This is a genomic window from Candidatus Bathyarchaeia archaeon, from assembly GCA_041447175.1.
GTDB lineage: Archaea > Thermoproteota > Bathyarchaeia > Bathyarchaeales > Bathycorpusculaceae > JADGNF01.
This window is the reverse complement of sequence record CP166960.1, coordinates 890,849-917,665: the sequence shown is the minus strand read 5'-3', so window position 1 is coordinate 917,665 and position 26,817 is coordinate 890,849. Positions and strand designations below refer to the sequence as shown.

The 26,817-nt window shown below is 45.6% G+C and carries 29 protein-coding genes; 17 read left to right on the top strand and 12 right to left on the bottom strand.

What is annotated here, in order from left to right; genetic code table 11:
• Positions 1 to 32 precede the first annotated feature (32 nt).
• Complete coding sequence (gene heR, locus ACBZ72_04870) at positions 33 to 863, bottom strand: heliorhodopsin HeR (protein ID XES78208.1); 831 nt, start codon at positions 861 to 863, stop codon at positions 33 to 35.
• 322 nt (positions 864 to 1,185) lie between these two features.
• On the opposite strand from heR, the gene ACBZ72_04865 reads away from it, so the two are divergent.
• Entirely contained in the window at positions 1,186 to 1,668 is a 483-nt protein-coding gene (locus tag ACBZ72_04865) for a hypothetical protein (protein XES78207.1), read from the top strand.
• Between the two features lie 403 nt (positions 1,669 to 2,071).
• On the opposite strand, the gene ACBZ72_04860 is transcribed toward ACBZ72_04865, so the two are convergent.
• Both ACBZ72_04860 and ACBZ72_04855 read right to left on the bottom strand, forming a co-directional pair.
• On the bottom strand, positions 2,072 to 2,866 hold the full coding sequence (locus tag ACBZ72_04860) for a translation initiation factor IF-2 subunit alpha (protein ID XES78206.1): 795 nt from the start codon (positions 2,864 to 2,866) through the stop codon (positions 2,072 to 2,074).
• A 463-nt stretch (positions 2,867 to 3,329) separates the two neighbouring features.
• Positions 3,330 to 4,469: a tryptophan--tRNA ligase gene (locus ACBZ72_04855; protein ID XES78205.1), complete on the bottom strand. Its 1,140-nt coding sequence runs from the start codon at positions 4,467 to 4,469 to the stop codon at positions 3,330 to 3,332.
• A gap of 142 nt (positions 4,470 to 4,611) precedes the next feature.
• Between ACBZ72_04855 and ACBZ72_04850 the strand changes: the two genes are divergently transcribed.
• From ACBZ72_04850 to ACBZ72_04825, 6 genes are all read left to right on the top strand, one after another.
• Entirely contained in the window at positions 4,612 to 4,887 is a 276-nt protein-coding gene (locus tag ACBZ72_04850) for a hypothetical protein (GenBank protein XES78204.1), read from the top strand.
• A gap of 72 nt (positions 4,888 to 4,959) precedes the next feature.
• Complete coding sequence (locus ACBZ72_04845) at positions 4,960 to 5,253, top strand: winged helix-turn-helix domain-containing protein (protein XES78203.1); 294 nt, start codon at positions 4,960 to 4,962, stop codon at positions 5,251 to 5,253.
• A 189-nt stretch (positions 5,254 to 5,442) separates the two neighbouring features.
• Positions 5,443 to 5,823, top strand: a complete 381-nt coding sequence (locus tag ACBZ72_04840; GenBank protein XES78202.1) for a transcriptional regulator — start codon at positions 5,443 to 5,445, stop codon at positions 5,821 to 5,823.
• A gap of 2 nt (positions 5,824 to 5,825) precedes the next feature.
• Complete coding sequence (locus tag ACBZ72_04835; GenBank protein ID XES78201.1) at positions 5,826 to 6,605, top strand: AAA family ATPase; 780 nt, start codon at positions 5,826 to 5,828, stop codon at positions 6,603 to 6,605.
• A gap of 85 nt (positions 6,606 to 6,690) precedes the next feature.
• Positions 6,691 to 7,326, top strand: coding sequence for a molybdenum cofactor guanylyltransferase (locus ACBZ72_04830; GenBank protein XES78200.1), 636 nt, complete (start codon positions 6,691 to 6,693; stop codon positions 7,324 to 7,326).
• A gap of 1,103 nt (positions 7,327 to 8,429) precedes the next feature.
• A complete protein-coding gene (locus ACBZ72_04825; protein XES78199.1) occupies positions 8,430 to 8,714 on the top strand; it encodes a hypothetical protein in 285 nt (94 codons plus the stop codon).
• Positions 8,715 to 8,786: 72 nt separating this feature from the next.
• On the opposite strand, the gene ACBZ72_04820 is transcribed toward ACBZ72_04825, so the two are convergent.
• Both ACBZ72_04820 and ACBZ72_04815 read right to left on the bottom strand, forming a co-directional pair.
• Positions 8,787 to 9,203 (bottom strand): secondary thiamine-phosphate synthase enzyme YjbQ, encoded by a 417-nt coding sequence (locus tag ACBZ72_04820; GenBank protein ID XES78198.1) that lies wholly within the window; start codon positions 9,201 to 9,203, stop codon positions 8,787 to 8,789.
• A 2,275-nt stretch (positions 9,204 to 11,478) separates the two neighbouring features.
• Positions 11,479 to 11,727 (bottom strand): hypothetical protein, encoded by a 249-nt coding sequence (locus ACBZ72_04815; GenBank protein ID XES78197.1) that lies wholly within the window; start codon positions 11,725 to 11,727, stop codon positions 11,479 to 11,481.
• 183 nt (positions 11,728 to 11,910) lie between these two features.
• Here ACBZ72_04815 and ACBZ72_04810 point away from each other — a divergent pair, with 183 nt between their 5' ends.
• Genes ACBZ72_04810 through ACBZ72_04800 form a run of 3 tightly spaced genes read left to right on the top strand, consistent with a single transcriptional unit; the run spans position 11,911 to position 14,975 of the window.
• Positions 11,911 to 12,339 carry a hypothetical protein gene (locus ACBZ72_04810; GenBank protein XES78196.1) on the top strand — a complete coding sequence of 143 codons (429 nt, stop codon included), beginning with the start codon at positions 11,911 to 11,913 and terminating at the stop codon, positions 12,337 to 12,339.
• A gap of 55 nt (positions 12,340 to 12,394) precedes the next feature.
• Entirely contained in the window at positions 12,395 to 13,087 is a 693-nt protein-coding gene (locus ACBZ72_04805; GenBank protein ID XES78195.1) for an ABC transporter ATP-binding protein, read from the top strand.
• Positions 13,080 to 14,975 (top strand): FtsX-like permease family protein, encoded by a 1,896-nt coding sequence (locus ACBZ72_04800; GenBank protein XES78194.1) that lies wholly within the window; start codon positions 13,080 to 13,082, stop codon positions 14,973 to 14,975. Before ACBZ72_04805 ends, ACBZ72_04800 begins: the two co-directional genes overlap by 8 nt.
• Here ACBZ72_04800 and ACBZ72_04795 read toward each other — a convergent pair.
• The 3 genes from ACBZ72_04795 to ACBZ72_04785 all read right to left on the bottom strand — a co-directional run bounded on the left by ACBZ72_04795 (position 14,970) and on the right by ACBZ72_04785 (position 18,708).
• Positions 14,970 to 15,665 carry a restriction endonuclease gene (locus tag ACBZ72_04795; protein XES78193.1) on the bottom strand — a complete coding sequence of 232 codons (696 nt, stop codon included), beginning with the start codon at positions 15,663 to 15,665 and terminating at the stop codon, positions 14,970 to 14,972. The genes ACBZ72_04800 and ACBZ72_04795 overlap by 6 nt on opposite strands.
• Before the next feature lie 832 nt (positions 15,666 to 16,497).
• The gene (locus ACBZ72_04790; GenBank protein ID XES78192.1) at positions 16,498 to 17,961 is read right to left on the bottom strand and encodes an aldehyde dehydrogenase family protein; all 1,464 of its coding nucleotides are present in this window, start codon (positions 17,959 to 17,961) and stop codon (positions 16,498 to 16,500) included.
• Positions 17,962 to 17,979: 18 nt separating this feature from the next.
• Entirely contained in the window at positions 17,980 to 18,708 is a 729-nt protein-coding gene (locus tag ACBZ72_04785; protein ID XES78191.1) for a nicotinamidase, read from the bottom strand.
• A gap of 190 nt (positions 18,709 to 18,898) precedes the next feature.
• On the opposite strand from ACBZ72_04785, the gene ACBZ72_04780 reads away from it, so the two are divergent.
• From ACBZ72_04780 to ACBZ72_04755, 6 genes are all read left to right on the top strand, one after another.
• Entirely contained in the window at positions 18,899 to 20,437 is a 1,539-nt protein-coding gene (locus ACBZ72_04780; GenBank protein ID XES78190.1) for an NAD(P)H-hydrate dehydratase, read from the top strand.
• The gene (locus ACBZ72_04775) at positions 20,421 to 20,951 is read left to right on the top strand and encodes a DUF367 family protein (GenBank protein XES78189.1); all 531 of its coding nucleotides are present in this window, start codon (positions 20,421 to 20,423) and stop codon (positions 20,949 to 20,951) included. Before ACBZ72_04780 ends, ACBZ72_04775 begins: the two co-directional genes overlap by 17 nt.
• 62 nt (positions 20,952 to 21,013) lie before the next feature.
• Entirely contained in the window at positions 21,014 to 21,655 is a 642-nt protein-coding gene (locus ACBZ72_04770) for a LysE family transporter (GenBank protein XES78188.1), read from the top strand.
• 12 nt (positions 21,656 to 21,667) lie between these two features.
• The gene (locus ACBZ72_04765) at positions 21,668 to 22,225 is read left to right on the top strand and encodes an O-acetyl-ADP-ribose deacetylase (protein ID XES78187.1); all 558 of its coding nucleotides are present in this window, start codon (positions 21,668 to 21,670) and stop codon (positions 22,223 to 22,225) included.
• 93 nt (positions 22,226 to 22,318) lie between these two features.
• Positions 22,319 to 22,579, top strand: a complete 261-nt coding sequence (locus ACBZ72_04760) for a hypothetical protein (protein ID XES78186.1) — start codon at positions 22,319 to 22,321, stop codon at positions 22,577 to 22,579.
• Positions 22,580 to 23,069: 490 nt separating this feature from the next.
• Complete coding sequence (locus tag ACBZ72_04755) at positions 23,070 to 23,246, top strand: hypothetical protein (GenBank protein XES78185.1); 177 nt, start codon at positions 23,070 to 23,072, stop codon at positions 23,244 to 23,246.
• Positions 23,247 to 23,311: 65 nt separating this feature from the next.
• On the opposite strand, the gene ACBZ72_04750 is transcribed toward ACBZ72_04755, so the two are convergent.
• Positions 23,312 to 23,953, bottom strand: coding sequence for a class I SAM-dependent methyltransferase (locus tag ACBZ72_04750; GenBank protein XES78184.1), 642 nt, complete (start codon positions 23,951 to 23,953; stop codon positions 23,312 to 23,314).
• Between the two features lie 139 nt (positions 23,954 to 24,092).
• Between ACBZ72_04750 and ACBZ72_04745 the strand changes: the two genes are divergently transcribed.
• Positions 24,093 to 24,455: a transcription factor S gene (locus tag ACBZ72_04745; GenBank protein XES78183.1), complete on the top strand. Its 363-nt coding sequence runs from the start codon at positions 24,093 to 24,095 to the stop codon at positions 24,453 to 24,455.
• Positions 24,456 to 24,614: 159 nt separating this feature from the next.
• Here ACBZ72_04745 and ACBZ72_04740 read toward each other — a convergent pair whose 3' ends face one another.
• The 3 genes from ACBZ72_04740 to ACBZ72_04730 form a co-directional block, all read right to left on the bottom strand.
• Positions 24,615 to 24,863 carry a hypothetical protein gene (locus ACBZ72_04740; GenBank protein XES78182.1) on the bottom strand — a complete coding sequence of 83 codons (249 nt, stop codon included), beginning with the start codon at positions 24,861 to 24,863 and terminating at the stop codon, positions 24,615 to 24,617.
• A gap of 81 nt (positions 24,864 to 24,944) precedes the next feature.
• On the bottom strand, positions 24,945 to 25,649 hold the full coding sequence (locus ACBZ72_04735) for an isoprenylcysteine carboxylmethyltransferase family protein (protein XES78181.1): 705 nt from the start codon (positions 25,647 to 25,649) through the stop codon (positions 24,945 to 24,947).
• 97 nt (positions 25,650 to 25,746) lie between these two features.
• Positions 25,747 to 26,811, bottom strand: a complete 1,065-nt coding sequence (locus tag ACBZ72_04730) for an agmatine/peptidylarginine deiminase (protein XES78180.1) — start codon at positions 26,809 to 26,811, stop codon at positions 25,747 to 25,749.
• Between the last annotated feature and the right edge of the window lie 6 nt (positions 26,812 to 26,817).

Here is a 26,817-nt window from a genome sequence, read left to right as displayed (position 1 = left end):
CATCCAAATAGACAAAAAAAGAGGGGGTTGATTTAGAATGGTCGAAACAGCCCTGCAAACACTAGCCAAACCAGCAGCGTTTTTGCCACAAAACTTAACACGATGTAGGCGCGTTCCCCATACAGGTAGTCTCTCCAGCGTCCTACACCCTTGTACTGCAAAACCATGTTCACCGCGAAACTCATGAACAGCACCAAATAAACCGCAAAAATGGTGTAAACAAACGCTGGCACGTTGCCCTCGCTTGCTACAACTGCGCCCGTGAAGTATGCGAACAGCACTACCCAGGGGAACCCGCCTGAGATGCAGCCTAAGATGAAGGCGGACCAGTTTGTTTTCTCGGTTTTTTGGTTAATGACTTCCATGAGGTACCCGAACATAATCATCATTGCGTTAAGCAGAAAAATCATTGCAAGCGACCAGAAATCCCAGATGCCCACAAACGTGGCGATGACCCAAATCATTATGGAGCTGGAGAAAGCGTATTCATACCAGCGGTAGGGGTTTATGCCTTTTTTGAGGTTCTCGTTGTACTGTTGATTTTTGGGAAACGCAATCATGAAGTGAGCAAACGCCGAAATCAAAGGAAAAGCCGCCAGCACCACACCAAGATAATCCACGGTAAAGATAACTTGTGGGCTGGGGAATCCAAAGATGGCGGGCGATGTTGGGGTGACATGTTGGAATTGAAGATAGAATGTGTAGATGTCGGTGCCTTTAGGCCATGTCAAAAGAAAAGTTAGCGATAGTATTGCTAACCCGTTTACTAGCTGTAGTGTGCCTGCTCCAATGTTGAACCGCTTAAGGTATTGAAAAGATATTGGCGATTTTTTAATTATTTCTTGCCGTTCTTTATAATTCATTGTTCTCTCTCAATTTTTGATTGGTTAATTATATTAATTAATTTAACGATTACAATATGCGCCACTTTTAGCCAACACATTTTTTCGTTTATGACACGATTAGTTAACCTACAGTGGGTACACCTGCTACAGCTACTAAGCAAACTGTTTGGCAAGCTGCCGACAGATATGAAAATCTGTCCCTTCTCATTCACAAGCCACCTGAACCTTTAAGATACTGCACACATACTCAAGATGTTTGTTTAGTATCAAGAACAGTTGACAACGGCTCAGCAAAGCATTTACCTGACCCCTTAAAACTAACACAAATGGAGAAAACACCGTGACGAACTACTGGATTTTTAAAGTCAAAGACGAAATAGGCGGGTTATATGGTAGAAGAGGATACACCATTTTTGAACACCGCACTCAGGAAGGCTTTTGGGCAATTAAAGAACGCTCAGAAAACGGAAAACCTGAAGTTAACCTCCCTCTGTTAAAGCAAGGCGACCACGCTTTGTTTTATTTGGTGCATAAAGATGGCGGTCGTTTTATCGGAAACTGCATTTTAGACTCTGCATACACTCAGCTAGATGAAACTCAGAAAAAACTCCTTATTCACCGTGACTTCATAGATTCAGACCAAGGCGTTTTTGTCACTGCGGTAGACAAATGGCGCAAACCCCTGCCGCTTGAGTGCTTAAAAGGAAAAGAGGCATTTGCGCATAGAGGTGGAAAAGCGCGGTCACATTTTCAAGGCGGCATCAAAAAAATAGGCCTTATTGAATACGAAGCAATTCTTCACGAGCACAAACTGGTTTTCTAATCTCCAGTTGGGTTTGCGTTGAAAAAATGCAGATGAACCATCTACGGGTGCTTCCTGCGACCATGGTACATTAGGTAGCAGAGTTTTCTCCCCCGATTGCTTTTTGTTTAAGTAAATGATGAGTTTGTGTTTTTCTTGACGAAAACGAAAATGACATCTTCGTCAGCAACGTTACTTACAACTATTTCTCCATTATACTTCATGCGACTATCATAGCCCACATCCCATATCTTTTAGCCCTTTCATGAGACGTTCATGGGAAGCCCTCAAAAGCTTCCCGACGTTTGTGGGCTTCTATTGAAGCAAAACGTAATCATCGTTTTGCCTGGTCATAGTTGGTTTGGTGCCTTTACCAATTTTTTCCACCTGACACCATCATTTTCTTGTTTTCTTAACGCATGTTTTACCGCCTAACATCCTTCTTAAAGCCGCCTTGTCCTCCTGCTTTGGTTATGTTCGCCACCACACTTTGACCAACCTTTTCCAAGAGTTCTCCAGCACGTTTCCAGTTATCTGCTGAAACTTCCACACAATATCTAGGAGCGGCGATTACTGCAAATTCGATTTTAGCATCTTTTGCTTTTTGTGCTTTCTTGGCGGTGTTGAAGACCGCTTGAATACATTTAATGCCATTGGGTTTCATGCAGCGAACTTCAAGAGTGCCCTTGACCTTTATCATCTTAATTCGTATGCGTTCTTCTGCAACTTGTACGATAGCTTTAGCCATTTCTTCAGGTATTTCAAGCTTTGTTAGAACTTCGATGCCCTCTTTCACGACTTTTTCGAACCCTTCGTATAAGCCGTAGTTTTCTTCAAGAATAACGCCCGCTTGCTGGTAGACTTCGTGTGTGGGCAACCCTAATCTTTCGGCTACCGCATGAAGAATAGCTTCACCTTTGCGTTCCTTTTTCCAAGATTTGATTTTTTCGATTCTTTCCCGTTTTGTCACGCGTCTTAGAGATAAGTCAATGTGCCCTTTTTCTGCGTTTACTCGAATAACTTTGAGCACCATCTTTTGTTTTTCCCGTACAAAGTCACGGATATTTCTTATTCTGGCGCTGGAGATTTCGGAGATGTGTAGAAAGCCGCGTCTGTTGTGCTCGTCAAGGTTTGCGTAGGCTCCATAATCCCTTAAACTTTCGATAGTGGCGATTACTAAGTCGCCTGGTTCAGGCCATTCAGGTAAATGTTCAGACACTATGTACATCCAACTTTCATTTTTCGATTTGGCAACCCTTTGCGCAAAAACGCCTGCAAAAGTTCCGGTCTTGAATACAGGGTTGTGTTTTTGGAGAAATACAATTTGTATTTCTAAAGAGATTGCTTGTGGTATACTATTGCTTCATGTCTACTTTAATTATATACATTTCTTTATTGTGTACTCAAGGGCTGCGTTGAATTTTCTGTCCGATTTTGTTGTATGCTTTCAGGCGGAATAAAAACTGGACATACATGGATTTCACTTTCTTTAACTGACTTTGCTTAACAACAAACTGTTCACTGTTACCCCTTTCTAGTTTGAACAAAAAAGATTACGCTTAGTACATGTGAATCGTACTGCACTTTGCTATCCTTAAGCGCCCTGCACGTGCAGAAGCATATCTACCGCCGCTAACGTGATTCACTGAAAAAGTTTATCGCGAGTTGAGCTTGATGTTTCTTCATCGCTTGATGTGGTATTTTTCGATAACGTCTTTGGCTTTCTCGCGGCGCTTCTGGTGTTCTGCAAGGAACTTGTTAAGTTTTTCTGCTATGTCTTTTTTGCATTCGCCACAAAGCATTTCACCACAGCGGCATCGACGTTCCCGTTCCTCCAGTTTCGCATTGTCCTCCTCAAAGAGGTAAACGTAGTATTGGAATATGCTGCAGATTGACGGGTCGGCGCCCAGTTTCCGCTGCTCGGCTGCCGTGCCTTTACCGCCTGTGAAAGCATTCCAGATTTTCTTTTTCACAACCTCCGGCGGGTCCACGGTGAAAATGCTGGTTTCCGGTAAAGAGGCGCTCATCTTTCCTCCTGCACCCAAGCCGGGTAGGAAACGGCAGTGTATCTGGGCAGGTTTGTAGTAGCCAAGCTTTTGGGCTATGTCTCGAGTTACACGCCAGTATGGGTCTTGGTCTATGGCGGCGGGGATTAAGGCAGGTACATTTTCTCCCGTGAGTTTTTTGTGGATAAAACATGGCGCCGCTTGTATGGCAGGCCAGAACACCAAGCCAATGTTGGTGCTGTCTTGGAAACCAAACGTGCTACGTGCGGTGCTGAATGTGATGCGTTTGGCAACTTCAAGGGCGATGTCGTAGAGAAGGTCCATGTCTTGGGTGTCGTAAATTATGAAGGTGTCTTCAGGTTTGAATCCAACTGCAATTAAGTCTAAAGTGTTTTCGTAGCTCCACTTGCGTGTGTCAGCAAGTTTTGTGTCGTTGCCTACAATGAATTTCTCATCGTCTGTCATCTGGAAGTAAAGTCGTGTGTGAAATTTTTCTGCCAAGTGCCGTGTAAAAATCCAAGGAACTAGATGTCCAATGTGGACTGGACCGCTAGGACCTCTGCCGGTGTAAAGTACAAATTTGGTGCCCTGCTCATACAGCTTCAAAACGGTGTCTAAGTCGCGGTGGCTGAAGAATATGCGGCGTTCGATCTGCAGGTGGAGTTTGTCGGTGTGGGATTCTAGTTTGGCTAAAAGTTCGGGTGTGAGGGGTTGGGTTCCGAATTCGCGTATTAGCCGTTCGTAGTCGACTTTGCCTTTCACTTCCCATGGGGTGACGACCATTTCATTGTTGGTTTCGTTGTTGTTTGAAGTCATCGTGTTCGCCTGTTTGCCTAATTGTCTGATGTAGAGTATGCTTGGCATATATCTTTTTTTTAAACCTGAACTTGCGTTTTGTAATTGTATGTTTGGCGGTTGGGCTTTTGAGTTTGAAGTGGAAACGTGCTGATGGCGGTTGTTGAGCGTTCTGAATTGGGGATTCATATTTTGTTTTCATAAGGCAGTTAAATACCAAACACCTATGTGTGGTCAATGGACTGGTGTAAAAGCCTTGAACCAAAATACTGGTGTCAAAAGTCGAGATGAATTGGAAACAAAAATGGTTAATGTATTTGGTGATGAAATCAAGCAACTCTCGACAGAATGTCAACAAATATTGATAGATGACATGGTTACTGCATTCGAAAATAGACTAAAAGTGTTAAACCGTGTGAGCCTCGGAAGTGGATGCTGATGCAAAACATGATGAAAACTATGAATTTTCAATACATAAACGCTATATATGAAATCGGAGTTGGAGTTAATCATGAGACGCAGTAAACTGGAAATGTACATCGACATTCTTAAGGTGCTAGCGCACAGAGGACCACTGAAGCTGACGCACATCATGTATAAAGCTAACGTCAACTGTAGCGTCCTTAAAGAATACCTCGACTTCCTCATCAAACAAGGTCTGGTTGAAGAACGAACCATCGGCAAACGCAGAGTCGTCTTCGCAGTCACACAACGAGGCATAACCGTGCTGAAGTACTTCCGCGAACTCAAACAAGTGTTGCCCATCGTTGAAGAAGCCCGAAGCCAAACACCCATCCCCTACTAAACCACCCTCTCCTTACTACCTGATTTTAACATTCAACTGTCTGTATGCCCGTTTGTGGCAGTATTGACTGTACCCGCTTCTTTTGAGCAAAAACAAACAAGTCACAAATTCATATTTCTGTATCGTAACACTTAATAAACAATTATGTTCTACTGTAGTACAAGGGCACGCAATCAAAGTGGGATGTCATTGAGTAAAGATATGGGTTTAGGAAAAAAGCCTGTGGCGATTTTGGAGAAGATACGCGAGAATTTAGAGCGGTTGAATGAAAAAATGGAAGTCATGATTGAGCTACAGAAGCATGACCGTACTGGTGTTTCTCAACCCATTGAAGATACGCCATTAGATGTTATGACTTTGCTTTCTATGCCTGACCATCTTCGGAAAACTGCCATGACCGTTTGCCGGTCAGGTCGAGCAACAGCTGACGAAATTGCCCAGCAAACCTCCCGAGCCCGAGCCGTGGAAAGTGCTTATCTTAACCAGCTTGTTTTGATGGGTTACCTGAAAAAGGAACGCACTGGCAGAAAAGCTTATTTCTATGCGGAACGGGAAACTGGCGGGGAATAAGAATGGGAAAAATTATCGCGGTACACTCATACAAAGGTGGAACAGGCAAAACCTTACTTTCTGTGAATCTTGCCGCTACATTTGCTAAACTAGGCAAGAACGTTTGCCTCTTTGACTTGGACTTTCGAGCACCAAGTCTTTTCGCCATACTCAAAATTTCAAGCACTGAAAACTGGTTTAACGATTACCTAAACAACACTTGCGACATAAACAAAGTCCTTGTTGATATCAGCACCCGTGTTCCAGGAAAAGGCACCCTCAACGTTGGGTTAGCAAACCCCGCCACCGAAGCCATTCGTGACATGTCCGCCAAAGATCGCAAATGGGAAATGAGAGCCTTGGGTCGCCTGTTGCATCTGCGAAGCGCCCTCTTTAACGAAAAACAATTTGACTACATCGTCTTTGACACAAGCCCCGGCATGCAGTACAGCTCCATCAATGCCATCGTTGCCTCAGACCTTGTTGCCGTGACAACCACCGGTGACCGCTCGGATGTGGATGGAACCAGCCGCATGCTCAAAGAGCTCTACAACCTGTTTGAGAAGAAAACAGGTATCGTGCTCAACAAGGTCTTAGACTATAACTCTAAAAATCGGCGTGACGAACTTTACGACCGTGTCAAGAACATCTACAAAGTTCCCTTGTTAGGCATTGTTCCTTGCTTCTGCGATATTTTGCGTGCCGAAGGAAACTTTATCTTCGCCCAGGATAAGCCCGACCACCCATTCTCAGTGCTTTTGACTGAAATGGCAAAGAAAATCGACGCCAACGAAGTCAATTAAGCTTTTCTTCCCTCTTTCTTCAACGCGCTTCTTTTCTAGTAAAGGCTTTATGCCACGCGTAGGGGTTGTATACCGAGGAAAACCTTTGAATCGCTCTGCAATTGTGCTCGCTGGTGGATTCTCTGAACGCTTCGGACAAGACAAAGCGGTCGTGGAGTTAAAGGGCAAGCCCTTGCTTCAGCGTGTTGTCGATGCCGTCAGTGGGGTTGTTGACGAAGTTATTGTCGTAACAAAAACTGAGGACTTGGTTAAAGAGTACACCCAATTCTTGAAGCCTGAAGTGAAGTTTATCGTGGACCATGATGACGCTCAGGGGCCCTTGGTTGGTGTAGTGGTTGGGCTTGAGGCTGCCCACGGCGAATACAGTTTGCTTGTTGGTTCGGATATGCCGCTGGTTTCGGTTGAGGTTCTGGATTTGCTTTTCGAGCTCTGCCACAACAGGACCGCGGCGATTCCCCGGTGGACTGACCAACGGATTGAACCGTTGCATGCCGTTTATCACACACAGAGCGCGTTGAAAGCTGCTCTTATGGCGCTTGAAGACGAGTTCTTGGAGGTTTCGGATATGGTTGAGAATTTGGGTGGGGTGCGGTATGTTTCAACGTTGGTCATTGAACAAATGGATCCGCAGCTGAAGACTTTTTTCAATGTGAACACGCCCGTAGACTTAAAGCTCGCTGAAGGTTTGCTGGGTCAAAAACCTCGAAAAAAACACAACTAACTTCTTTTGTTTCTCTAGCTTTGCTTCAGGAAGCATCTACGCCTTTCAACCGTTACGCATGGCTTCTCTGCGTTTCCCCTGCTGATGTTTACTTAAGCAGGTGCACCTGTATATCTTCAGTTCCTTTAGCCCTTCTGAAAGGGCCAATAGCGGTCTTGCAATACCGTGTTTTCGAAGATAGCCCTTCTGTATTTCCCAAGTTTGAACCTTGTCTCCCTCCTTTCCCCGTTCTGCACCTGCCTCCTGTCATAAACGCTTTTTTTCGAACAGCTCCGAACCTTATATAATCATGAAATCCCCTTTTCCATAGGGACTGTTAGCTCTGCTTTTCTGTGCGTATTTGTTGGCAAATTTGGCCCAACTGGCGGGCAAGGCTCTGATTGGGCGCGCCAATTTTGTCTTACAGCCTTTTTGGGGCTTGGTTTGGGGTTTTTTCGGTGTGTCTTGGGTGTGCCTTTTTTGTCTCTTGTTACAAAAAACGATTGTTTAATTTTGAAGTGACTTTTAAGATGGTTTTATGATTTAATTTTTGGTCGACTTGTTTTTTCGGGGTAGTTTGGTTAGTTGTTTTTGGTGTTTTTGCGGTTTGATTTTTTATCTGTCAATTTTATTAGTGTCGAAAATATTTCGAATGTTGATTTTTTACAATAAACAGCTAAAAATTCCTCTTCTAAGCGTAGAAATTGTGTGTCTTAAGCTAAATTCATGCTCTTTTCCATTTGTCCCAGCCAGGGAAACTGCGAAAAGTAGTTTTAGCCTGCGAGCTTTCGGTCGGCACCACTGTCAAAGACTTGATGAAACCAACTTCTGTTTGACCGCTTGTACCCTGCTTTTTGGGGGCATCTTTAACGTTATGTACGTGGTTCTTGCATATTCTTTTCTGTATACAAAAGCATCAACCGAACACACCTTTTTTGAAAACCTTGTTTTTCCTTTGTTCCCTTGAGAGCTGCCTGATTTTTTGTCTGGCTCGTTCGTGTTTGTTCGAAGAGTCCCGAATTATATATAATCATAAACTTGGCAGCCCCAGATGAGAACTTTAAGCCCGTAACTGAAAGGTAAGAGCTCTTCTTAACCGCTTAATACCCTGCTAAGCGAGACCCTTGAGCCTAAGTCAGGTAAATTTGATTGGTTTCGCGCCGTTTTTAGTTATTTTTTTGGCTGCAGCCGCAAGTGCTTTTGGTGAACAGCCGGTCGAGCATGCAATGGCTGCAGATTCTACATGTATTGTGGAGAAAAATGCTTCCAGTTTTTGTTTTGTCAGTGACTTTATTGGAGGCAGGCACCGTTTTGATGAATTTTTGTTTTCGAAATTTTATAGAATGGTCACGATTCACATTTTCATGGCAAAAATGTCTGTGTTCATAGCTGTGTTTTTGGCGTTATGAGTGGAATTTCCCATTTTTACCGCGTTTTTTCCCTTTACGGGTGACGAAGAAACAAAAATTTTGAAAAAGATTTCAGTTTTCACCCAGGACCTGAATAATGACGGTTCTGTTCCGTGGGTAAACATCTGTTTCCACAAACATCAAGGATTGCCAAGTTCCATACTTCACTCTGCCCCCAATTATAGGCAATGTTTTGTCAGGCGGAAACATCATGGACCTCAAATGAGAATGAGCATTTGACGGGTGGCTGTACGTTTGGTTCTTGGGTGCCAGTTCTTCCAAAAACTCTTTGATGTCCCTTAACAGAGCAGGGTCATTTTCTGTTAAAATCAGAATTCCCGTTGCGTGAGGTGCAAAAACGTGGACTATGCCATTTTGGATGCCTGATTTCGAAACCGTTTCTTGAATTTTCTCGGAAAGGTCAATGAAGTCGATTTCGCCTTGGGTGGAGAACTTTACGTGGGTGTTGGTTACTTTAAAACTGGACATAGGTTCACCAAACCAAGTAACGGTTGTATTGCTGAAAAGGTTTTCTTCTGCTAACCTCAGACAAGGTGTGACCGAGTGATCACCGATGATACAGCAGTCCATGATCGGGCATACGCGCTTCTTCTACGTTGCTTTACACTGAAAATATTTGTGTGAATAAGAACAACCTATAGACCCTACGACAGTCTCTCCTTTTGAAGAAAAGAGCACCGCCAGATTGACAACCCGTTTGTAAATGTGCCGTGACTCTGATTCAGACGCCTGTGGTTTAGAAACAAGCTTGTGCTTACACAAAAACGCTTCAATGTTACTGTGGGTAATCAACAATAGTGTCCTAGCTTCTCATGCCGTACCCGGTTTCGCAAATTTTTGTTAACCTGACGACACTTGCTCCATTCATAGCATTCTATTGGCGGGCAACCATTAACCAGTAACCGTGCACTCAAGTGTTCTTAAGAATGAGCTTGTTCTAAGCGGTGTTGTGGCTTTAACTGCTACCTTGGCAAAAAGAGTCCAACGATTATTTTTTAGGCAAGTATTGGCCTTACGTTGCTGACGACTCTGCCGTCGTTCAGACACACTTTGCTGATGAACTGCTTGACGGGAAAAGGGTTCCTGGAATTGCATGTGAGGCAAAGTGTGGGGTTTTGACCTGCATGAGCATTCGTTACTGAGGTGTCAGAACAGGGAAACCTTACTTGCCCCTCAAGAGTTGGCTGAATTTCTTGTCATCGTTTGAACTGAACAGCACGGAAGCTTGTTTACCAACCCCCCTTTATGCTCATCCTCTTACGCGTTTGTCTCTTAACAAAGTCTATCTGTAGCTCTTTGCCTTTTGAGTTGTAGACAGACTCTTCAATGCGTATTTAATTTGTAGATGCGTTTTGAGTCGCTGATTGTTTTTGATCCACTTGGCTACGTAACTGCGGTTTTGAAAAACGGGTGGTTGCCTGTCTGGTTATGCGGTTTGGTTCTGAGAGCAGTTTCTGTTGGGCGATTGCTTCTCTTGTTATCAACAGGCGGTCGCTATTGTTGGAGTGCTTTCTTCGGGTTTTGTGATTTGACCTTCCGGTTGCCGCTGCTGGGCTCTTTTTTGGTTTTTGAGGAAGTGCGCTAAGGGTTGTTTGTTGATGCTTTTGTATACGGTTTTTGTGCTTGCTTTGATTGTTTATTTTGGTGAGCCCGATATTGGTGGTGTAAACCATAATCACTAATGTCACCAATGCCTCAAAACGTCATGTTACCAACCATATAAAACCCACAGGTTTAGCAGGCTTTTGTGAAGCCAAACCTTCCTCATAGAACGGTTTCCCCGATAAGCAAAGTGAAATCAAAAATTTTTTTTGGTCCGTTGACTAAAAAAGTTGAGTCAGTCAAAACACTAAACCATCTAGAAAAAATTGGTTTGACTTCTCGTACTTTCGGAGCGTGTCCAACTGGGCGATTGGACTCCCTTACAAAGTTAACTACCAAAAAATGGCGGTGTGCCTCACCAGCTAAACTGCTTTTTTTAATGAGTTGTAGAAGGTCAAATTAAAGCTTAGATGTGTCTGATTAAGACATACAGGTTTGCTTTGTGGGCAGAGCCTTCCGCCGGGTTTTTGCATGTTTGTATTTTTTAGTTTTTGACGGTTCGTTCCCGTCGGGGGCAATGAGGGTGCACTTTTGATTGGTTGAGGGTACATGTGGGCCGTCAAAGATTGCTTCCTCGAGTTGTTTGGCTGGGCACGTCTGGTTGACTTTTTAGTTAACACGTAAATTCAATTGTGAGGCTTTTTGGGTTGTTTGAGTTTTTCGGGGACAAAACAGTTTGCCTCGGAGACAGTAAAAAATTCGCTTGACCGAACGCCTTAGTTGCGCAAAAACGACTTATTTTAGGGTCTATTGTGTAAAAAACGGTCTTGATTCGTTGGTATGGAGACGAATCGAAAAGCCTCAAAAAACAGCGGTATTTTTTCAGCTAGAACACAAAACTAAAACTGCAAAAATTGCGTAAAATCGTAAAAACGCCCTATTTTGGGCGTATTTGCTAGTCTCTAAGGGCTAACCCATGGGGATTACCGTAGCCTCATATAAGTACCCCCGAAAATCCCCATGCGAAGCAAAAACCGCCCTCCTTCGAGGTTCCTTCGAGTGACAAGAGGTTTTTTCACCCGCCTCAGAAAACTTTGACAAAAAACTTTTTCCTTGACCACAATTTGAGCGAGAGCGCCTTCTTTTGAGGGGCGTGCTTTTATGTTTTGGTTTTTGGGGGTTTCTTTGTTTTAGGGGGCGGTCAGGAAAACGTGATTTTTAGGTATGTTCTTTTGAGGCTGTGACTTGGCTGTGTGGTTGGCGTCTTTTTGGTGGGTTTCTTTTTTTCTTGGTTTTGTTGTTTTTGCTTTGAGGTGTTTGTTTGGCGTTTACTTGTGTTGTTACTGTCCTGCGTTTTCCCTGAGAGGTCGTATGACGCCATTGTTTTGTCGCTGCAGATGTAGGCTATGTTTGATAGATTTTCAGTGGCTACATGGTGGAGTTTCCTCATGTGGTTACATTGGTTGCATTGGTGTTCGATTTTGTTTTTTATGTAACCATAATTCACCAGCATGTAACTGAAACAAGCCTGCCGTATACAAAAGCATCACCCAAACTTCGTCATATCCATGTGCAATACTTTTTTATCGCCAACCCAACAAACAAACCTCCAAAAACTGGGGGAAACCAAGCAATGAAAGAAATCGACAAAATCGCTCTTCGCCGATGGCGCAAACGTGGCTTCTACAGCGAAAGCGTTCTAGTCAAACTGCTCCAAAAAAACGGCTACCACGCCGTGCGCATACCCGTCAGCAATCCCAGCCTTAGTCCTCTCCCAGACATCATGGCCAGAAAAAACGAACACTCCTTCGCATTTGAAGTCAAAAACGCCACCTACTACGCCTACTTTCCCAAAACCCAAATCGACAAACTCTTCCGCTTCCTTAATGAACTCATCCCAACCGATCAGCAGTTCAAGCATGCAGTAATCGCAGCGCATCTGGGCAAAAAATGGACTTTCAAGGAAATTCCGTGGGCTGACTGGGAAAAAGATAAACTTCCCGAAAAAGTTCGCATCCTCAAACGCGACCGCGGAAACATACATTTGGAAAAGTCGTTTTAGTCCAGTAAAGGATTGTACCTCAAAATATATTATGTTCTAGCAGCATTTTCATGTTATGCTGCCCCAACCCAAACCCGTAGTTTGCGCTGAATCACTTTGCAAAGCTTACCCGATGGAAGACACCCAAGTTGCAGTCCTCAAAGACATAAAACTCAACGTTATGCAAGGTCAATTCGTAACCATTTACGGACCCTCGGGTGCAGGAAAAACTACCCTGCTTAACCTCATCAGCGGAATTGACAAACCCACCAGCGGCAAATTAACAGTTTTTGACCTGGAATTGGCAGAACAAAACGAGGATATCTTGGCGCAGTACCGATGCAACCAAGTCGGCTTTGTCTTTCAAGCATACAACCTGGTTTCAACCCTAACCGTAGCTGAGAACATCGCGTTCCCAATGGAGTGGAAAAGAACCGCCCCCACGGAAATCCAAAAAAAAGTCTCCGACCTCCTGCAAACTTTTGGCATGCAACACCGCGCCAACCATTTTCCCGCGCAACTCAGCGGCGGCGAACAACAACGCGTCGCCTTCGCTAGGGCGCTCGCAAACGACCCCCCACTGCTGTTGGCAGATGAACCCACTGGCAACTTGGATACTAAAAACGGGCAGAAAATCATCCAAATCCTACAAGCGCTTAAGGCGGAGGGGAAAACCGTTATCGTTTCAACTCACGATCCAGACATAATGCCCCTTGCGGATGTAACGTTTTATTTGGAAGAGGGAAAACTGGCGAATCCACATGAGTGAAACTGCCTTTCCCATTAACGACTTGCTTCGCCGAAGGCTCCAGACGGGTTTAACCGTGCTCAGCTTGACCACGTGCGTTGCGTCGACGCTGTTTCTTTTGCTCTTCAGCGGACAAATAGGCTTAGGCATTGCTTCTGTTTCTCAAGAAACCCTCACTGTCGGTGTGTCCAATGTGCTCTCACAATTTTTGGTGTTTGTGAGCTTCTTGTTTTTTGTTGTGGGCGCCGTCATTATCTCGTTTATCGTGTTTTTGTTGATGGCTCAACGCACCCGAGACTATGGTTTGATGAAGGCAACAGGCTGCCCCAACGGCCTGGTTTTTGGATACTTCTTCACCGAGCTGCTGTTTGTCACCTTGCTGGGCTGCGTGTTGGGTGTCGCAGTTGGATTTGCCGCAGATTACCTCGTATTAAATCTGGGCATTTTCCACGTTTATAATCAAACACCAAATTTCTGGTTTGCCCCCTTGGTGTTTGTGGTCTTTTTTGTGTTTGCATTAATTTTTGGGGCAAAACCCATGTTTGAAGCTGCACGTGCTTCTCCAATAAAAGCCCTCTCCCCCGTACAATACTTTGGAATAAGCAAAGAAACCAAACTCAAACCCCTGTCCAAAAGAGCCTTAACTTTGCGTATTGCTTCTCGGAGTCTTTTTCGCCGAAAATCGGCAACCATCCGCATCGTACTTTTTCTCTCCGTGGTTTTTCTTCTCTTAACCGTATCCATTGCAGGCGGCATAATTGCCCGCGACACAACTTCCTCTTGGTTAACGCAGGCAACAGGCGAAAACACCATCCTGGTTGCCGACAAAAACCTGGCTGCCCAGTACACGCAGCTGCTTCTCTCTTTTTCAGGAGAGACCGCAAATGGTGACTTTGACTATTCAAACTCCCAACTTGCAGCTCCCCAAGCCTTAATTGAAGACTTGAACAAAACACCAAACATCGACAATGTTGATGCACGGCTGGTTTGGTATGCAACAATTCTTGAGCAAAGCGGATTTACCGTGGATCCGGAAACATTAGCGACGGTTACGTTGGGGGACCATAGGCAAAGTGGCTCACTTATAGTTGGCGTTGACGCCGATACTCTGGGGAATGTGCCCTTTACTAAAGGCTTTTTCCTCAATGGCACCTCCGATTTGCAGGCGGTTATAGGGGACTCTATTGCGCAAACAATTTACATTCCACTCACAACTCGCTCTTCGCTTGGCACCAAAACAATACCTTCAGACCCACTGATGCAAGGCGTAACCGTGCAGAATGTTAGCTTCAAAATCAGCGGCGTCTGCGTAGACCCACTGAACAACGGAAACGTAACCTACATTCCTTTAAACCAGCTCGAAGCAATAACTGGGTTAAGTCCTAACCTTCTGCTACTAACTGTAGCTTCCTCGGCGGATTTTTCGGCGACCCTGTCCCAAATTCAAACGTTGCTAAGCCAGAACTATCCAGAGTTTGTTGCATTAGACCTCAATCAAGTGCTTAACGAGAACATTGGCTTTCTTGGTTCGCTTTGGAATGTGATTATGTTTTTGCCCGCCCTTGCCCTTGCAGCCGCGGCAATTTGCCTAATTAGTTATCTAATGCTTGGAATTGACGAACAACACCAAGAATTCGCCATACTCCGCGCAACCGGAGCCAAACCCCGAACCATTATCAACATCTTGGCAATGCAGAGCCTGACGGTGTTACTTGCCAGCTTGGGCGTAGGGGCGTCGCTTGGGACTATAACATGCATTATAATCTTGATGGCTAACCCTGTTGTTACTGGTTTTGCGGTGCTTGAAATCGTGGGGTGGCTTTTTGCTGCTCTCTTAGGCATGTTCTTGGTTAGTTTGTATCCTGCAGTAAAGTTCGCTAAAAAACCGTTGCTGAAAATCATGTCATAGGTGGCTAAAGACGCGGTTAACATGTCGTAACGAATCCACATGTAGCGGGACTTGACTGATGAAATCTTGCAGCATCAAAACGGGCACAACAGGCACCTGTCCATAGAATTTTTCTCCAAACGGAACCAGTGACAAAATGATGGGGATAAATTTTGCTTTTTCCCACTGCAAACAGGGCAAATCGGCTGCCTTGTTGGGCAGAAACTCTGCAAATGCCTCGACCCGGTTTGACTGCGCTTCAACCATTTTTCGTAAGGTTGAGAAGTGCATGCCATGGGTCCAGTGTTTACAATCTACGCAGAGGACTAAGGGTTTTCTGCATCCGACTACGTCGATTTCCCAGCGACGTCCATTATGCTTAAAACGCATGTTCTTTTTTGTGGTGTATCCGTTGTATTCTAATGCGAGGGCTGCAATGGATTCAAATTCTTGCCAGCTTAGGTAGTTACTTACGTTTTCAACGTCGGCGCCTATTTGTACTGCTTTGACTGCGAGTTTGATTCGAGATTGAGGGTTAACGGTTATTTTGTCGCCTTCCAGATAAACTAAGTTTTGACTTTGCAGGTTTTGCAGCAAAAATGATGTTGCCGATTTGGGCAGCTTCGAGTCAATGTTGATTTCTTCTTGTTTAACAGCTCCTTTTTCAGTCATTTTTAGGAGCGAAATTAACAGATTCCGCTCAATAGACACAGGCTACCCCCCAAAAAATGGCGATAGATCTGCAAAAATCCGTGTTTCGCGACAACGAGCAACCCTTAAATGGCCTTGAAAAACCAGGTTGCCTAAGCGCCGTATACAAAAGCATCAACCAAACACCCTGTATGCCCTACAACACCCAAATCTCCACAAATCCTCGCCACCAACATGCACAGCCCATTTCACCCGTCCTTATCTGCCGAACCTTCTGAAATGTGTTCCTCAAAACTCTCGCCCTTCGCTCTCGTTTTTCTCTTATCTTCGCCATCCTTAACGCTCTGACTTGCAGGAAAAGCGGCAAATTGCGTGTATTCAACATAAAACAGCCTATGTTAAAGGTGGTTTTTAACGTTTTATTGTAAAAAATCAACATTCAGTGTCTTTTCGAAGAAACGAAAAAGATGAAACGCCCGTCCAGAACCCCAAAAATCGATTACTAAGGCAAGTTTTGCCCCGTTTGCATGTCCTTGGCGTCGCGTAACCCATCAAAAGGGGGCGGGTTGCCTCTAATAGGAGGTTACTGGGTGAGTAAGTATGCGGAAAAAACTTTGAAAACTGCTTTTCGGTCGTTGTTGTGTTTTCAGTATCGCTTTTTTGCTGTTTTGCGCGGGCTGTTTTGTCCCCCTGCACGATTTTTTTAAGAATCTTGGGCATGATTATATAAGGTTGGGCTCGCTTCGAAAAATTTCGACCGGATGCACCTGAAAACGCAACCAAAAATGGGGGGTTGGAGGCTAAAAAAGAGGTTTGTTGATGCTTTTGTATACAGACAATATTAAGGATAAAAAACAAGTAACGCAAAGAAAAAGAAAACGGGAAAAGGTGGCTAATTGAGAAAAGTCTTTTGAAGTTTCCCTGAGTAGTCAATGTAGGCGGTTTTGAGCTCGGTGAATTCGCGTATCCCTTCTGGACCATCTTCACGAGTATTTCCAGACTGTTTAACCCCGCCAAAAGGCAATGACACTTCGTTTCCTATGGTGGAGCTGTTAACGTATGTCAAGCCCGTTTGCAGCTTATTGATGGCGATAAATGCGTTTTTGATGTTGTTTGTGTATATTGAGGAGCTCAACCCGTATTCAACAAAGTTAGCTAAAATGATGGCTTCCTCCAAGTTCTTTGCAGTAAGCAGTGAAACAACTGGACCAAAAATTTCTTCTCGGGAAATCCGCATGCTACCTGTGCAGTCCGTGAATAACGTTGGTTCGAAGAACCACCCTTCCATGTTGCTTGGGATTTTGCCGCCGGTGAGCAGTTTTGCGCCTTCGGCTTTGCCAACTTCAACGTAGCTGCGGACTTTGTCTTGTGCCGCTTTGCTAACTAAGGGGCCAACATCGGTCTTGTGGTCTAATCCGTTGCCCAACCGAAGTTTTCGAATTTGTTCGAGAAGCATCCGCTCAAATTGCTCCTTGACTTTTGCGTGAACAATCACTCTGGACGCAGCGGTACAGCGTTGACCAGTTGTTTCATAACCACCCCAAAGGGCGCCTTCAACCGCCTGTTTTAGGTCTGCATCATCCATAACGATAAGAGGGTTCTTTCCGCCAAGCTCAAGATTTACCCGCTTAAGCCCTGCCTCGCGCACAATGGTTTCTCCAGTGTTTTTATGCCCCGTAAAGCTCACAACGCCCACTCGCTTGTCCCGTACCAGAGACATGCCCACAGTTTCACCTGGACCTGTTACCAGATTTACTACGCCTTTGGGAAGTCCCGTCTTCTCAAGCAACTCCACCAGCTTAACGGCGCAGATAGGCGTCTCTGAGGAGGGCTTTAAAACAACGGTGTTGCCACAAACCAACGCATAAAACAGTTTTCGGGCGGGGATTGCAATGGGAAAATTCCATGGAGAAATTACACCTGCGATGCCAATTGGAAGCCTTAAGGTCATGGCAAACTTGTCGGGCTTCTCAGAGGGCACAGTGTACCCATTGAGAAGTCGTCCTTGAGCAGCAGCATAATACGCTACGTCAATGGCTTCTTGGATGTCAGCGTTTGAATCTTGAAGGGTTTTGCCCATTTCACGGGTCATGCATCGGGCAAGAACATCTTTCTGCTCTGTTAGAAACTGGGCTGCCTTAAGCAAATAGTGCGCCCGTTTAGGTGCAGGCGTCTCTGACCAAGATTCGAAGGCGCCTACAGCAGCTTCAATAGCTGTTTTGACATCTTCAGGGTTGCCTCTCTGAAACTCTCCCAAAACATCGTCGGGGTCGGCGGGGTTTACCCGCTGGTAAGTCTCGCCAGACTGAGAATCAACCCACTCTCCATGAAGGAATAATTTAAACTTTGAAACCACACAATTCCCCTCACTTTACTAACCTCTTTCACGACGAACTTGCTTATAAGAACCCCGCGGTCGCATACGCGCTTTCTTCTTGATGTAATGAGCCGTCAAAGGCTTATCCGCATCAACATCAACAGGGTTAACGGCGCCTGAAAGTGGTTCAGGTTCTGGGAAAGCCGTTAATGTAAGCAGAACCGCCCCGTTGCGGCGCATGGTTTCAAAAGCGCGGTTAACATCCCCAGGGTTTACGTCGATGCCACGGACCGCATCCGAAAGCACCACCACATCAAACCCCATTGATGTTGCGTCAAGCACGGAATTCACAATGCAGTAATCGGTTGCTAAGCCGCCGATGAAAACCCGTGACACACCTGCCGCCTTTAACTGCTCCTCAAGACCCGTATCATCAAACACGGAGTACGCTTCTTTGGCGGGGTTTGTTGCTTTGGAAATAATTGTGGTTCCTTCTGGCAGTTTGAGGTCAGGGCTAAAGCTGGCGCCTTCGGTCTCTTGAACGCAGTGCGGAGGCCACGGACCACCCTGCTCGCGAAAAGACATGTGTTTTTGGGGGTGCCAGTCGCGGGAAGCAATAACGGTTGCGTTTGCGGCTTTGAAGAGCTTGGCGTAGTCGTTTAGGACGAGGATGATTTGGTCGCCGTCAGGAACGTGTAACGCGCCTCCCCGAAGGAAATCTTTCTGTATGTCGGTGATGATCAATGCGTCCTTGCTGCCTAAATTTAACTCAGGAGTTTTGTTCAAACAAGGTTCACCTTCACAATTAAGAACCTCAGCCGCATCTCTGGGGCTGAAAAGGTTCAACAATACTATGTAGCCTTGTTGTGAATAAACTTTTTCCGCGTTTCACCTTTCAAGAACCAAACACATAATTCCAAGAAAAGTCCAAAGATAGGCTTATCTTCCATAACCAGCATAACCTATCAAGATCGCTATGCATCAAGAATACATCACCAGCCGCGGCATGCGAGCCATAGAAACAAACGCCGAGTACTTCGGCATATCCCTTCTGCAACTAATGGAAAACGCAGGCAGAAACATCGCTGCAAAAATCAACGCCGACTTCACCAAGGACAAACGGGTCATCATTTTCTGCGGGTTGGGCGGAAACGGCGGCGACGGCTTTGTTGCAGCAAGGCATTTGCTTTCGATGGGGTTTTGCAGGGTCGCCGTGGTTCTGGTGGGCAAAGGCAAAGACATCGCACATCCAGCTTCTTTAGCAAACTGGGTTGCCCTAAGAAAACTTCAGGAGACCATACCTACAATTGAAGCGAACTCCGTTGACGAGGTGCCCAAAGTTCCAGTCGACGTGGCAGTAGACGCCTTGCTGGGAACAGGCACCAAAGGAACACTTAAAGGGCGCATAGCACAGTTTGTCCAATACATTAACTCTCTTAAAGCATCTAAAGTGGCGGTTGATGTACCAACCGGGATTGACTCAGACACTGGTGAAGTCTTAGGCAACGCCGTCAAAGCCGATGTTACAGTGACGTTTTACAAACCTAAAGCAGGGTTAGCTGCAGCCCAAACCTACGCCGGTGCGGTTTACGTTGCTGACATTGGTTTGCCAAAAGATTTGGAAAACTTTGCAGGTCCCGGCGATGTATTTTTAGTTACAAGAAAACGGGGCGCTTGTGCACATAAAGGTGATTTTGGTAAGGCACTGTTCATTGGAGGCAGTGAAGTTTTTTCAGGTGCACCTGCTTTGATGTCTATGGCTGCCCTGCGCACGGGAGTGGACATAGCGTACACAGCGGCTCCCCAAAAAACAGCCAAGACAATTTCTTCAATGTCTCCCAACTTCATAACCATCAAGCTTGAAGGCAGCAACCTAAACCCCGAAAACATCGCAACATTAAAGCCCTACTTTGCTTCCGTCGATGCGGTGGCTATCGGTCCCGGGGCAGGGTTGGAACCTGAGACCAAGAAATTCATGAAAACCTGCGTTGAAATGGTCGAGCAAGCTGGAAAACCGTTGCTTCTTGATGCAGACGGGTTGAAGGCGTTTGCAGAGTTTAAGCGTCCTTTAAAGGTGCCACTTGTGCTAACGCCTCACGGCGGAGAATACGCCATATTGACAGGTAGACCGTTGCCTGAAGACTTGGATGAGCGGGTCAAAGAGGTTAAACGCGGCGCAGGCGAGTTAGGTGCTGTGCTTTTGGTGAAAGGTAAAGTTGACATAATCTCGGATGGAAACCGAGTTAAACTCAACTTCACAGGCAACCCAGGAATGACAGTGGGCGGTACAGGCGATGTGCTTTCGGGTGTTGTTGGAGCTTTTCTGGCGCAAAAAGCTGATCCGTTTGAGGCTGCAGTGGCAGGGGCATTTGTTAATGGCGCTGCAGGAGATTTTGCGGCTGAAAAGCTGGGCTACCACCTTGTGGCAACTGATCTTTTGGATTATCTTGCGCAAGTACTTAATGACCCCGCAAGTCACGTGAAGGTGCAAAAAAACAGTGGAAAGAACACTTAGCATCAACATAACTATCTACCACGCGAACCAATGCGACCCCAAACGCTGCACCGCCCTAAAACTCAAAAGACACGGTCTAGCCCGAATAGTAAAGCAGACGCGGTGGCTCCCTAAACGAGCAATAGTGCTCAACCCATTTGCCAAAACTGCATTTTCGCCCGCCGACCGAGAACGCGTTGCTGAAGCTGGTCTTGTGGCATTAGATTGCAGTTGGGAGCACGCAGAAAAGGTTCTGTCACACCATGTACGCGGAACCTCCCGTTGTCTGCCTGTTTTGATCGCAGGCAACCCAACCAACTTTGCCAAAGCCACCAAGCTGAGTACGGTTGAGGCGTTGGCTGGCGCCCTTTACATCGCGGGTTTTCAGGAGGAAGCCAAGCAGCTGCTTTCAGTTTTCACGTGGGGCCACACATTCTTTGAACTCAACGCGTCCCTGCTAGACGCTTATGCGGCAACCAAAGACAGCGCCGAAGTGGTCGCGGTAATGCAAAACAAGTTGGGCGGAAAAACGTAACCTTCGAGGAACATTTTTGAGCCAATACAAACCATACCCTTGCATCGTGGAGCTTGATTTACGTGGCTCTTATCACTGACTTTCCGCTGTTTCTTACATCAGTTGCGTTCATATCAATGTCAGGGGTGCTTCTGCCAGGTCCATTGTTTGCGGTTACAATTGAGAAATCCCTAAAACGCAAAAACGCTGGGGTACTCATCGCTTTGGGACACGGGCTGGTTGAATTTCCTTTAATGTTTCTGATTTTCTTTTTGCTAAGTGAATTTGAAATCCCCTGGTACGCACAGGCGGGCATCGGCGTCGTGGGCGGTTTACTCATGATGTATCTGGGGGTGCAGACGTTTAGGAAACGCAACCAGCCTGAAGAGAAATACGCTGGCTCAGCTCAGGATTCCCTTATTGCAGGAGTCAAAACCACAGCTGCCAACCCCGCTTTCATTTTGTGGTGGCTAACCGTAGGAACCGCGCTGATTTTGAATGCGAAACTGTTTGGGCTAGCAGGTTTCACCATTTTCGCGGGGCTTCACTGGTCATGTGACTTGGTATGGTATACGGTGGTGGCTGTGGTGATTTTTAAGTCCCACAAATTCTGGACCCCAAAAGTGCACAAAGGCATCACCTTTTTCTGCGTCGCCATACTAGTTGGGTTTGGTGCGTGGTTCTTCAGCTCAGCCCTTTGGCAAACCCTAACCACCCTTATGTAGAAGGAAACAGAAATGGACACATTTCATATTGGTCACGCAAAGGTGTTGCTGGTTAAAGGGGACATAACAGAAATGACTACGGACGCAATTGTTAACGCCGCAAACTCGTCTCTGATGGGCGGCGGAGGCGTCGATGGCGCAATTCACCGAAAAGGCGGACCAAAAATTCTGGAAGAATGCCGAAAAATTCGTCAAAACGCCTACCCAAACGGGCTTCCAACTGGTCAAGCCGTCATCACAACAGGCGGAAATTTGAAAGCCCAAAAGGTTATTCACACGGTTGGTCCTGTTTGGCGAGGCGGAACCCGCGGGGAACCCGATTTGTTGGCTTGGTCGTATGTTAATTCGCTGAAAGTAGCTGTTGCTAACCGGTTGCGTTCAGTTGCTTTTCCTTCGATAAGTACAGGCGTGTATGGCTATCCGATTGAGCGAGCCTGCCCAGTTGCTCTGAGGGCAGTGAAACGTTTTTTGGAGTCCAGGGAGAACAGTGTGGAAGAAGTATTTTTTGTGTTGTTTTCAGATTTTGACTTCAACGTTTACAAGAAAGTGGCTTCTGAACTTTTCCCTTAAAGCGGCAGTTTTATGTGACCCTTGTAATTGCTTTGGTGTTGTCACAGATTTTTATAAGCGCCTAAACCTGCGTTTATTGCAGGAAGCGATTTTGTGCCTACCTTTATTGTGAACACGGCGATTTTAAGTCCCGTTCAGGAGCCGCATGCATGTGCGGTAGGTGCGCCCAGAAAACTGATGGATGCAGGCATTAGCAACGTTACGTTGCGGTCTTGTTATTGTTGTTCGGAGTATGGCAGTGTGGTTTTTGTTGTTGACGGGGTAAACCGTGAAAGTGTGTTGGCGGCATTTAATCGAATAAATGTGCCCGTTGCCTCCATTATGGAAGCTCACGAAGAAAAGCTGCCCGCGTAACATAACTAACGTTTTAATCGTGGTAATGTCTCCGATGGGGCTTCACTGTTTCATTTGGTAGATGTACGGAAAATGTTTTATTGTAAAAGGTTACATATCGGTGAACTGGGAGGTATGAAGATGGCTAAATGCCCCGATTGCGGGAAAGATGTAAAATCGCCCAAAAAAACCTGGAAGATGGCTGGTAAGCCAGACAAAGCCAGGTAAAAGGACGCAATTAACGATCGGCTTGTTTGAATGTTGCGGAAAAACTTTCCGGCAAGTTCTTGAAAAGAAGAAAATTTAACAAAAGTTTGCGTCCTACTCTTTTTTCCTACTTTTATTTTACTTTATGATTTTTCGCCGAAACAGCATTTTGGGCTTGTTTTGGGCATATGGCTGGAGTCGTTCATCGTCAATCTTACTACATATAGTATATAGATTATGGAGGACACACCTAAAAGAAGGAAAAATATCTATAGATGTTAGGCAAGGAGGTGAACTGAAAAGAATGTTGTCGCGAGATTGTGACGGCTGCTCTCAACTCAAAATATGTAGCAAACGGTTCCGCTCAGTCAACAAGGGTGAAAAAGTCTACTGCTCAGATGGCACCGCCCACTTAGTTGATGAAGGCGCAGTGGTTCAATGCGTTGATTTGTTTGAGCAGTTCGTTGAATGCACCCATTAGAAACAAACACTTTTAGGTACCAACTAAACCACGGTGTCAGACTGTGGAAAAGCATGTTAACAGTTTTATGGTTTGAACCCCACTAAAAGCGCGAGTTCAAGCCATTTCCAATAACAATCTACATCAACAAAGCCGATTTCTCCCAGCCATTTCAGCTGAGTTTCAACGTCCAGCAACTTGTTAGATGGGTCTTCTGTTTCAGGTGTTTGTCCGACTTGCTCAATAAAACGCAAATGCAGTGCGTCGGTCGGGGATGAAACATGTTCTAAGTTACAGAATATGCCGCCCGAGTTAAGCAACCCAAACACTTCTCGATAAAGCGTCTTTTTGCGTTCATGCGTAAGATGGTGAATGGCTAAACTTGAAACGACAGCATCAAAGCAGCCAAGAGAGTCAGGTAAGGGCAAGCTGAAATCATGCTGAATAACCGTAACGGAAGGGTCATCCTTGAAGCGTTTGCGCGCTTGCTCAAGCATTGGCTCCGAAAAATCCAAGGCAACTCCTTCCGCTTGGGGGTGCTTGAGTTTCACCAGAGCAAGCGTTCGACCGTTGCCTGACCCCAAGTCAAGAATTCTGTGGACGCGAAGAGGAAGCTGTTGAAGCATCACTTGTTCTGCTTCGGTGCGGTGAGGAAGTTTGTCTGCTTTTGCCAAATACGCAAAGGCGTGGTCGATTTTTTGCCACTCGCTGGGTTTATGAGTTGTCATATGTCTCGAAGTCCGTTTGGTACCACGAAACTCTCAGGGTATTATTTTAAGTTAGCAAGTCCAGCTTTCCAAAAGCTACATCATAACACCTTTGTTTAGGCGTTAAGGGACAAATTTTATATCGTTTTGAGCGCCTTTGTTGAAGAGAAAAGGTGTTAACATGGAGTTTTGCCCTGAATGCGGTTCACGGCTTGTACCCAAAAAAACCGAAAATGGCGTTTCAATCGTCTGCCCAAAATGCAGCTATGTTAAACCCGCAAAAGAGACGCCAACAGAAGCTAAAGTAGGAAGCAAAGTCATTAAGCATGACCTGCAACAGCAATTAACCATAATCGGAAAAGAAGACCAAGTTAATACCCTGCCAACCATGCGTATGGAGTGCCCCAAATGCGGAAACATGCAAGTGTACGTCTGGCAGGTGCAGACTCGCGGTGGAGATGAAGCGTCTACACAGTTTTTCCGATGCACTAAATGTAACCATACCTTCCGCGAATACACATAACCCGCTTTCTCTGGCTTCCCACTCTTCCTTTCCGCTTCAAATCAGACTTTTCTTTTTTTGTGAAATAGTGGTCAACGTTTTTTTCTTTCGAGCTCTGCCCTTCCAAGAAGAAACAACGCCTGCATAAAACAAAAAGAAACTGCTCAAGCAGAGTAAAGCTCAACCAAAACAACCAAAAAAAGCATAACCTGAAGAAACGCCAGTGATTAAAACAGAAACGCTTTGGGTATCCATGGTTTTTTCGGCTCGCGGAGTCATTTTTGGTTGATTCCGTAGATTTTTCTTGACTTCGAAGTACAAAATCGCAGTTGAAAAACCATTTATCTCCTCAATCAAAACATGAAAACAGGGAACAATCCCATGCAACGCAGCCCGCGCTTTGGCAGGGTCACCTTCTGCAGGACACAAGGCTACTTAGCCCAAAACAAGAAGCCCTTTTGGGTGTCTTTCAGGAAACGTGCTGTGATCCGCCAAGCGTACTCCCCATACTTACTGCGTAGGAGTTTTCTTTTTGGGTATGCGGGGTAGGAAGCGGGGGACTTCTTGTTTGTATTTTCGGAATTCGTCGCCGAATTTTGCTTCAATTTCTTTTTCCTCAGTCTTTGCCAGTCGATAATACAACAGAACCAGCGCGGGCCAGAGCAAGAACGTGATTATGGTAAGCCATTGAATGTTTAAGCCGAGCGTGATGAGCAGAAACCCTATGTATTGGGGGTTGCGGGTGTAAGCGTAAAGCCCTGTTGTTACCAAGTGGTTGCCTTTGGCTTCGTAGATTTGTTTCCACCCGAAAATGACTAGCAGTATGCCGATGCCCATGACGATTTTTGAGAGGGGAAAAATGTAGTAGTGGAAAACGGTGTAGAACATTTCTTGCCCCATGATGCCTGTGAGAAGAAACTCTAAAGAGTAAATATCGCCTAGCCCAAAGACACCCATGAAAAAGTACATGGTTAAGGGTAACCCGTACATTTCAGCGAATAGTGCAACAATGAAGGCGACGTAGACGCTGTTGGGTAGGCGGGTCATTTTTTTGCGGTATTGGGTGAGCAAAAAGAAGAGGCTGAAAAAGATTATGTTGAGAACTACAAAGAGCCAGTTGCCGTAGCCAAAGGAGGTGAAAGTGAAGTAGTACATGAAAACGGCAACAAGTGCAGTAACAATTACGTATAATGCAACGTCCTTGAGCCTTGTCATGTCCTGTGACTCCTGCGCTGCCCAAGCAAGCCGCCATCCAGCTTGCTCAGTTAAATAATAAGTTATTCTTTAAATTTAATGGTTGCGGAAAAGGAGGCTAAGGGGCTACACTGGGCTGCTGCTGCGTAACGCAATGGATACTGCCTAACCCGTAAACCAAATCCACACAGTTTATGCCCACAACTTTCCGGTCAGGAAACAACTCTTGAAGCGTGGACAAGGCTTGATGATCGTTTTTGTGCCCAAAAACAGGAACCAAAACCACCATGTTGCCTATGTAAAAGTTAACGTAGCTGGCGGGCAGCCGTTCGCCTTCATCACCCAAGACAATCGGCATCGGCAACTTAACTACCTTCAGTTTTTTACCGCATTGGTCAACGGAGTTTAAGAGAAGTTCATAGTTTTCTTTCAAAACAGCGTAGTTCTCGTCGGTTTCGTCTTCCTCATAGGCGCACACCACCGTGGAAGGATTCACGAAGCGTGCCAAGTCATCTACGTGTCCATCCGTGTCGTCGCCTTCGATACCCCTCTTAAGCCAAATAATCGTGCTGACGCATAGGTATTCTTTAAGGTAGCCTTCAATTTCGTTTCTGCATAGGTGGCTATTGCGGTTCTTGTTAAGCAGACACTGCTCGGTTGTCAGGAGCGTTCCTTTGCCGTTAACGTCGATGGAGCCCCCCTCCAACACGATGCCCGGCTCAAAAGACGGCAGCTGCATTTGCTGGTTGATGTAGCCGGCGACGTGACGGTCTTTAAGGAGCTCGTCGTATTTTTCGCCCCAGCAGTTAAACACCCAGCGCACCATACCCAGTCGTTGATTTTCCGGGTTAACCACAAAGGTTGGTCCGTAGTCGCGGAACCACACATCCGCATAATCAAACACAAAGAAAGAAACACAGTTAAGGTCCACTTTTTCCTTCAGAAACATTTCCCTTGCCCTTTCTTGTGTAGCTTGGTCTTTGACGAAAAGGTTCACGTGCTCGCTTTGATGAATGTGCTTAACGATTTGCACGTATGTTTGTTCAGCCTTGTCAACTCGGAACGGAAAAGTGGAGGGGTCATGGGGCCAAGCTATCCAGATAGCGTCATGTTTTTCCCATTCAGCGGGCATGCGGTAACCTAATTCGCATGGAGTCTTGCCAAAAGCGGGTTCGCTGTTCATGGTTTT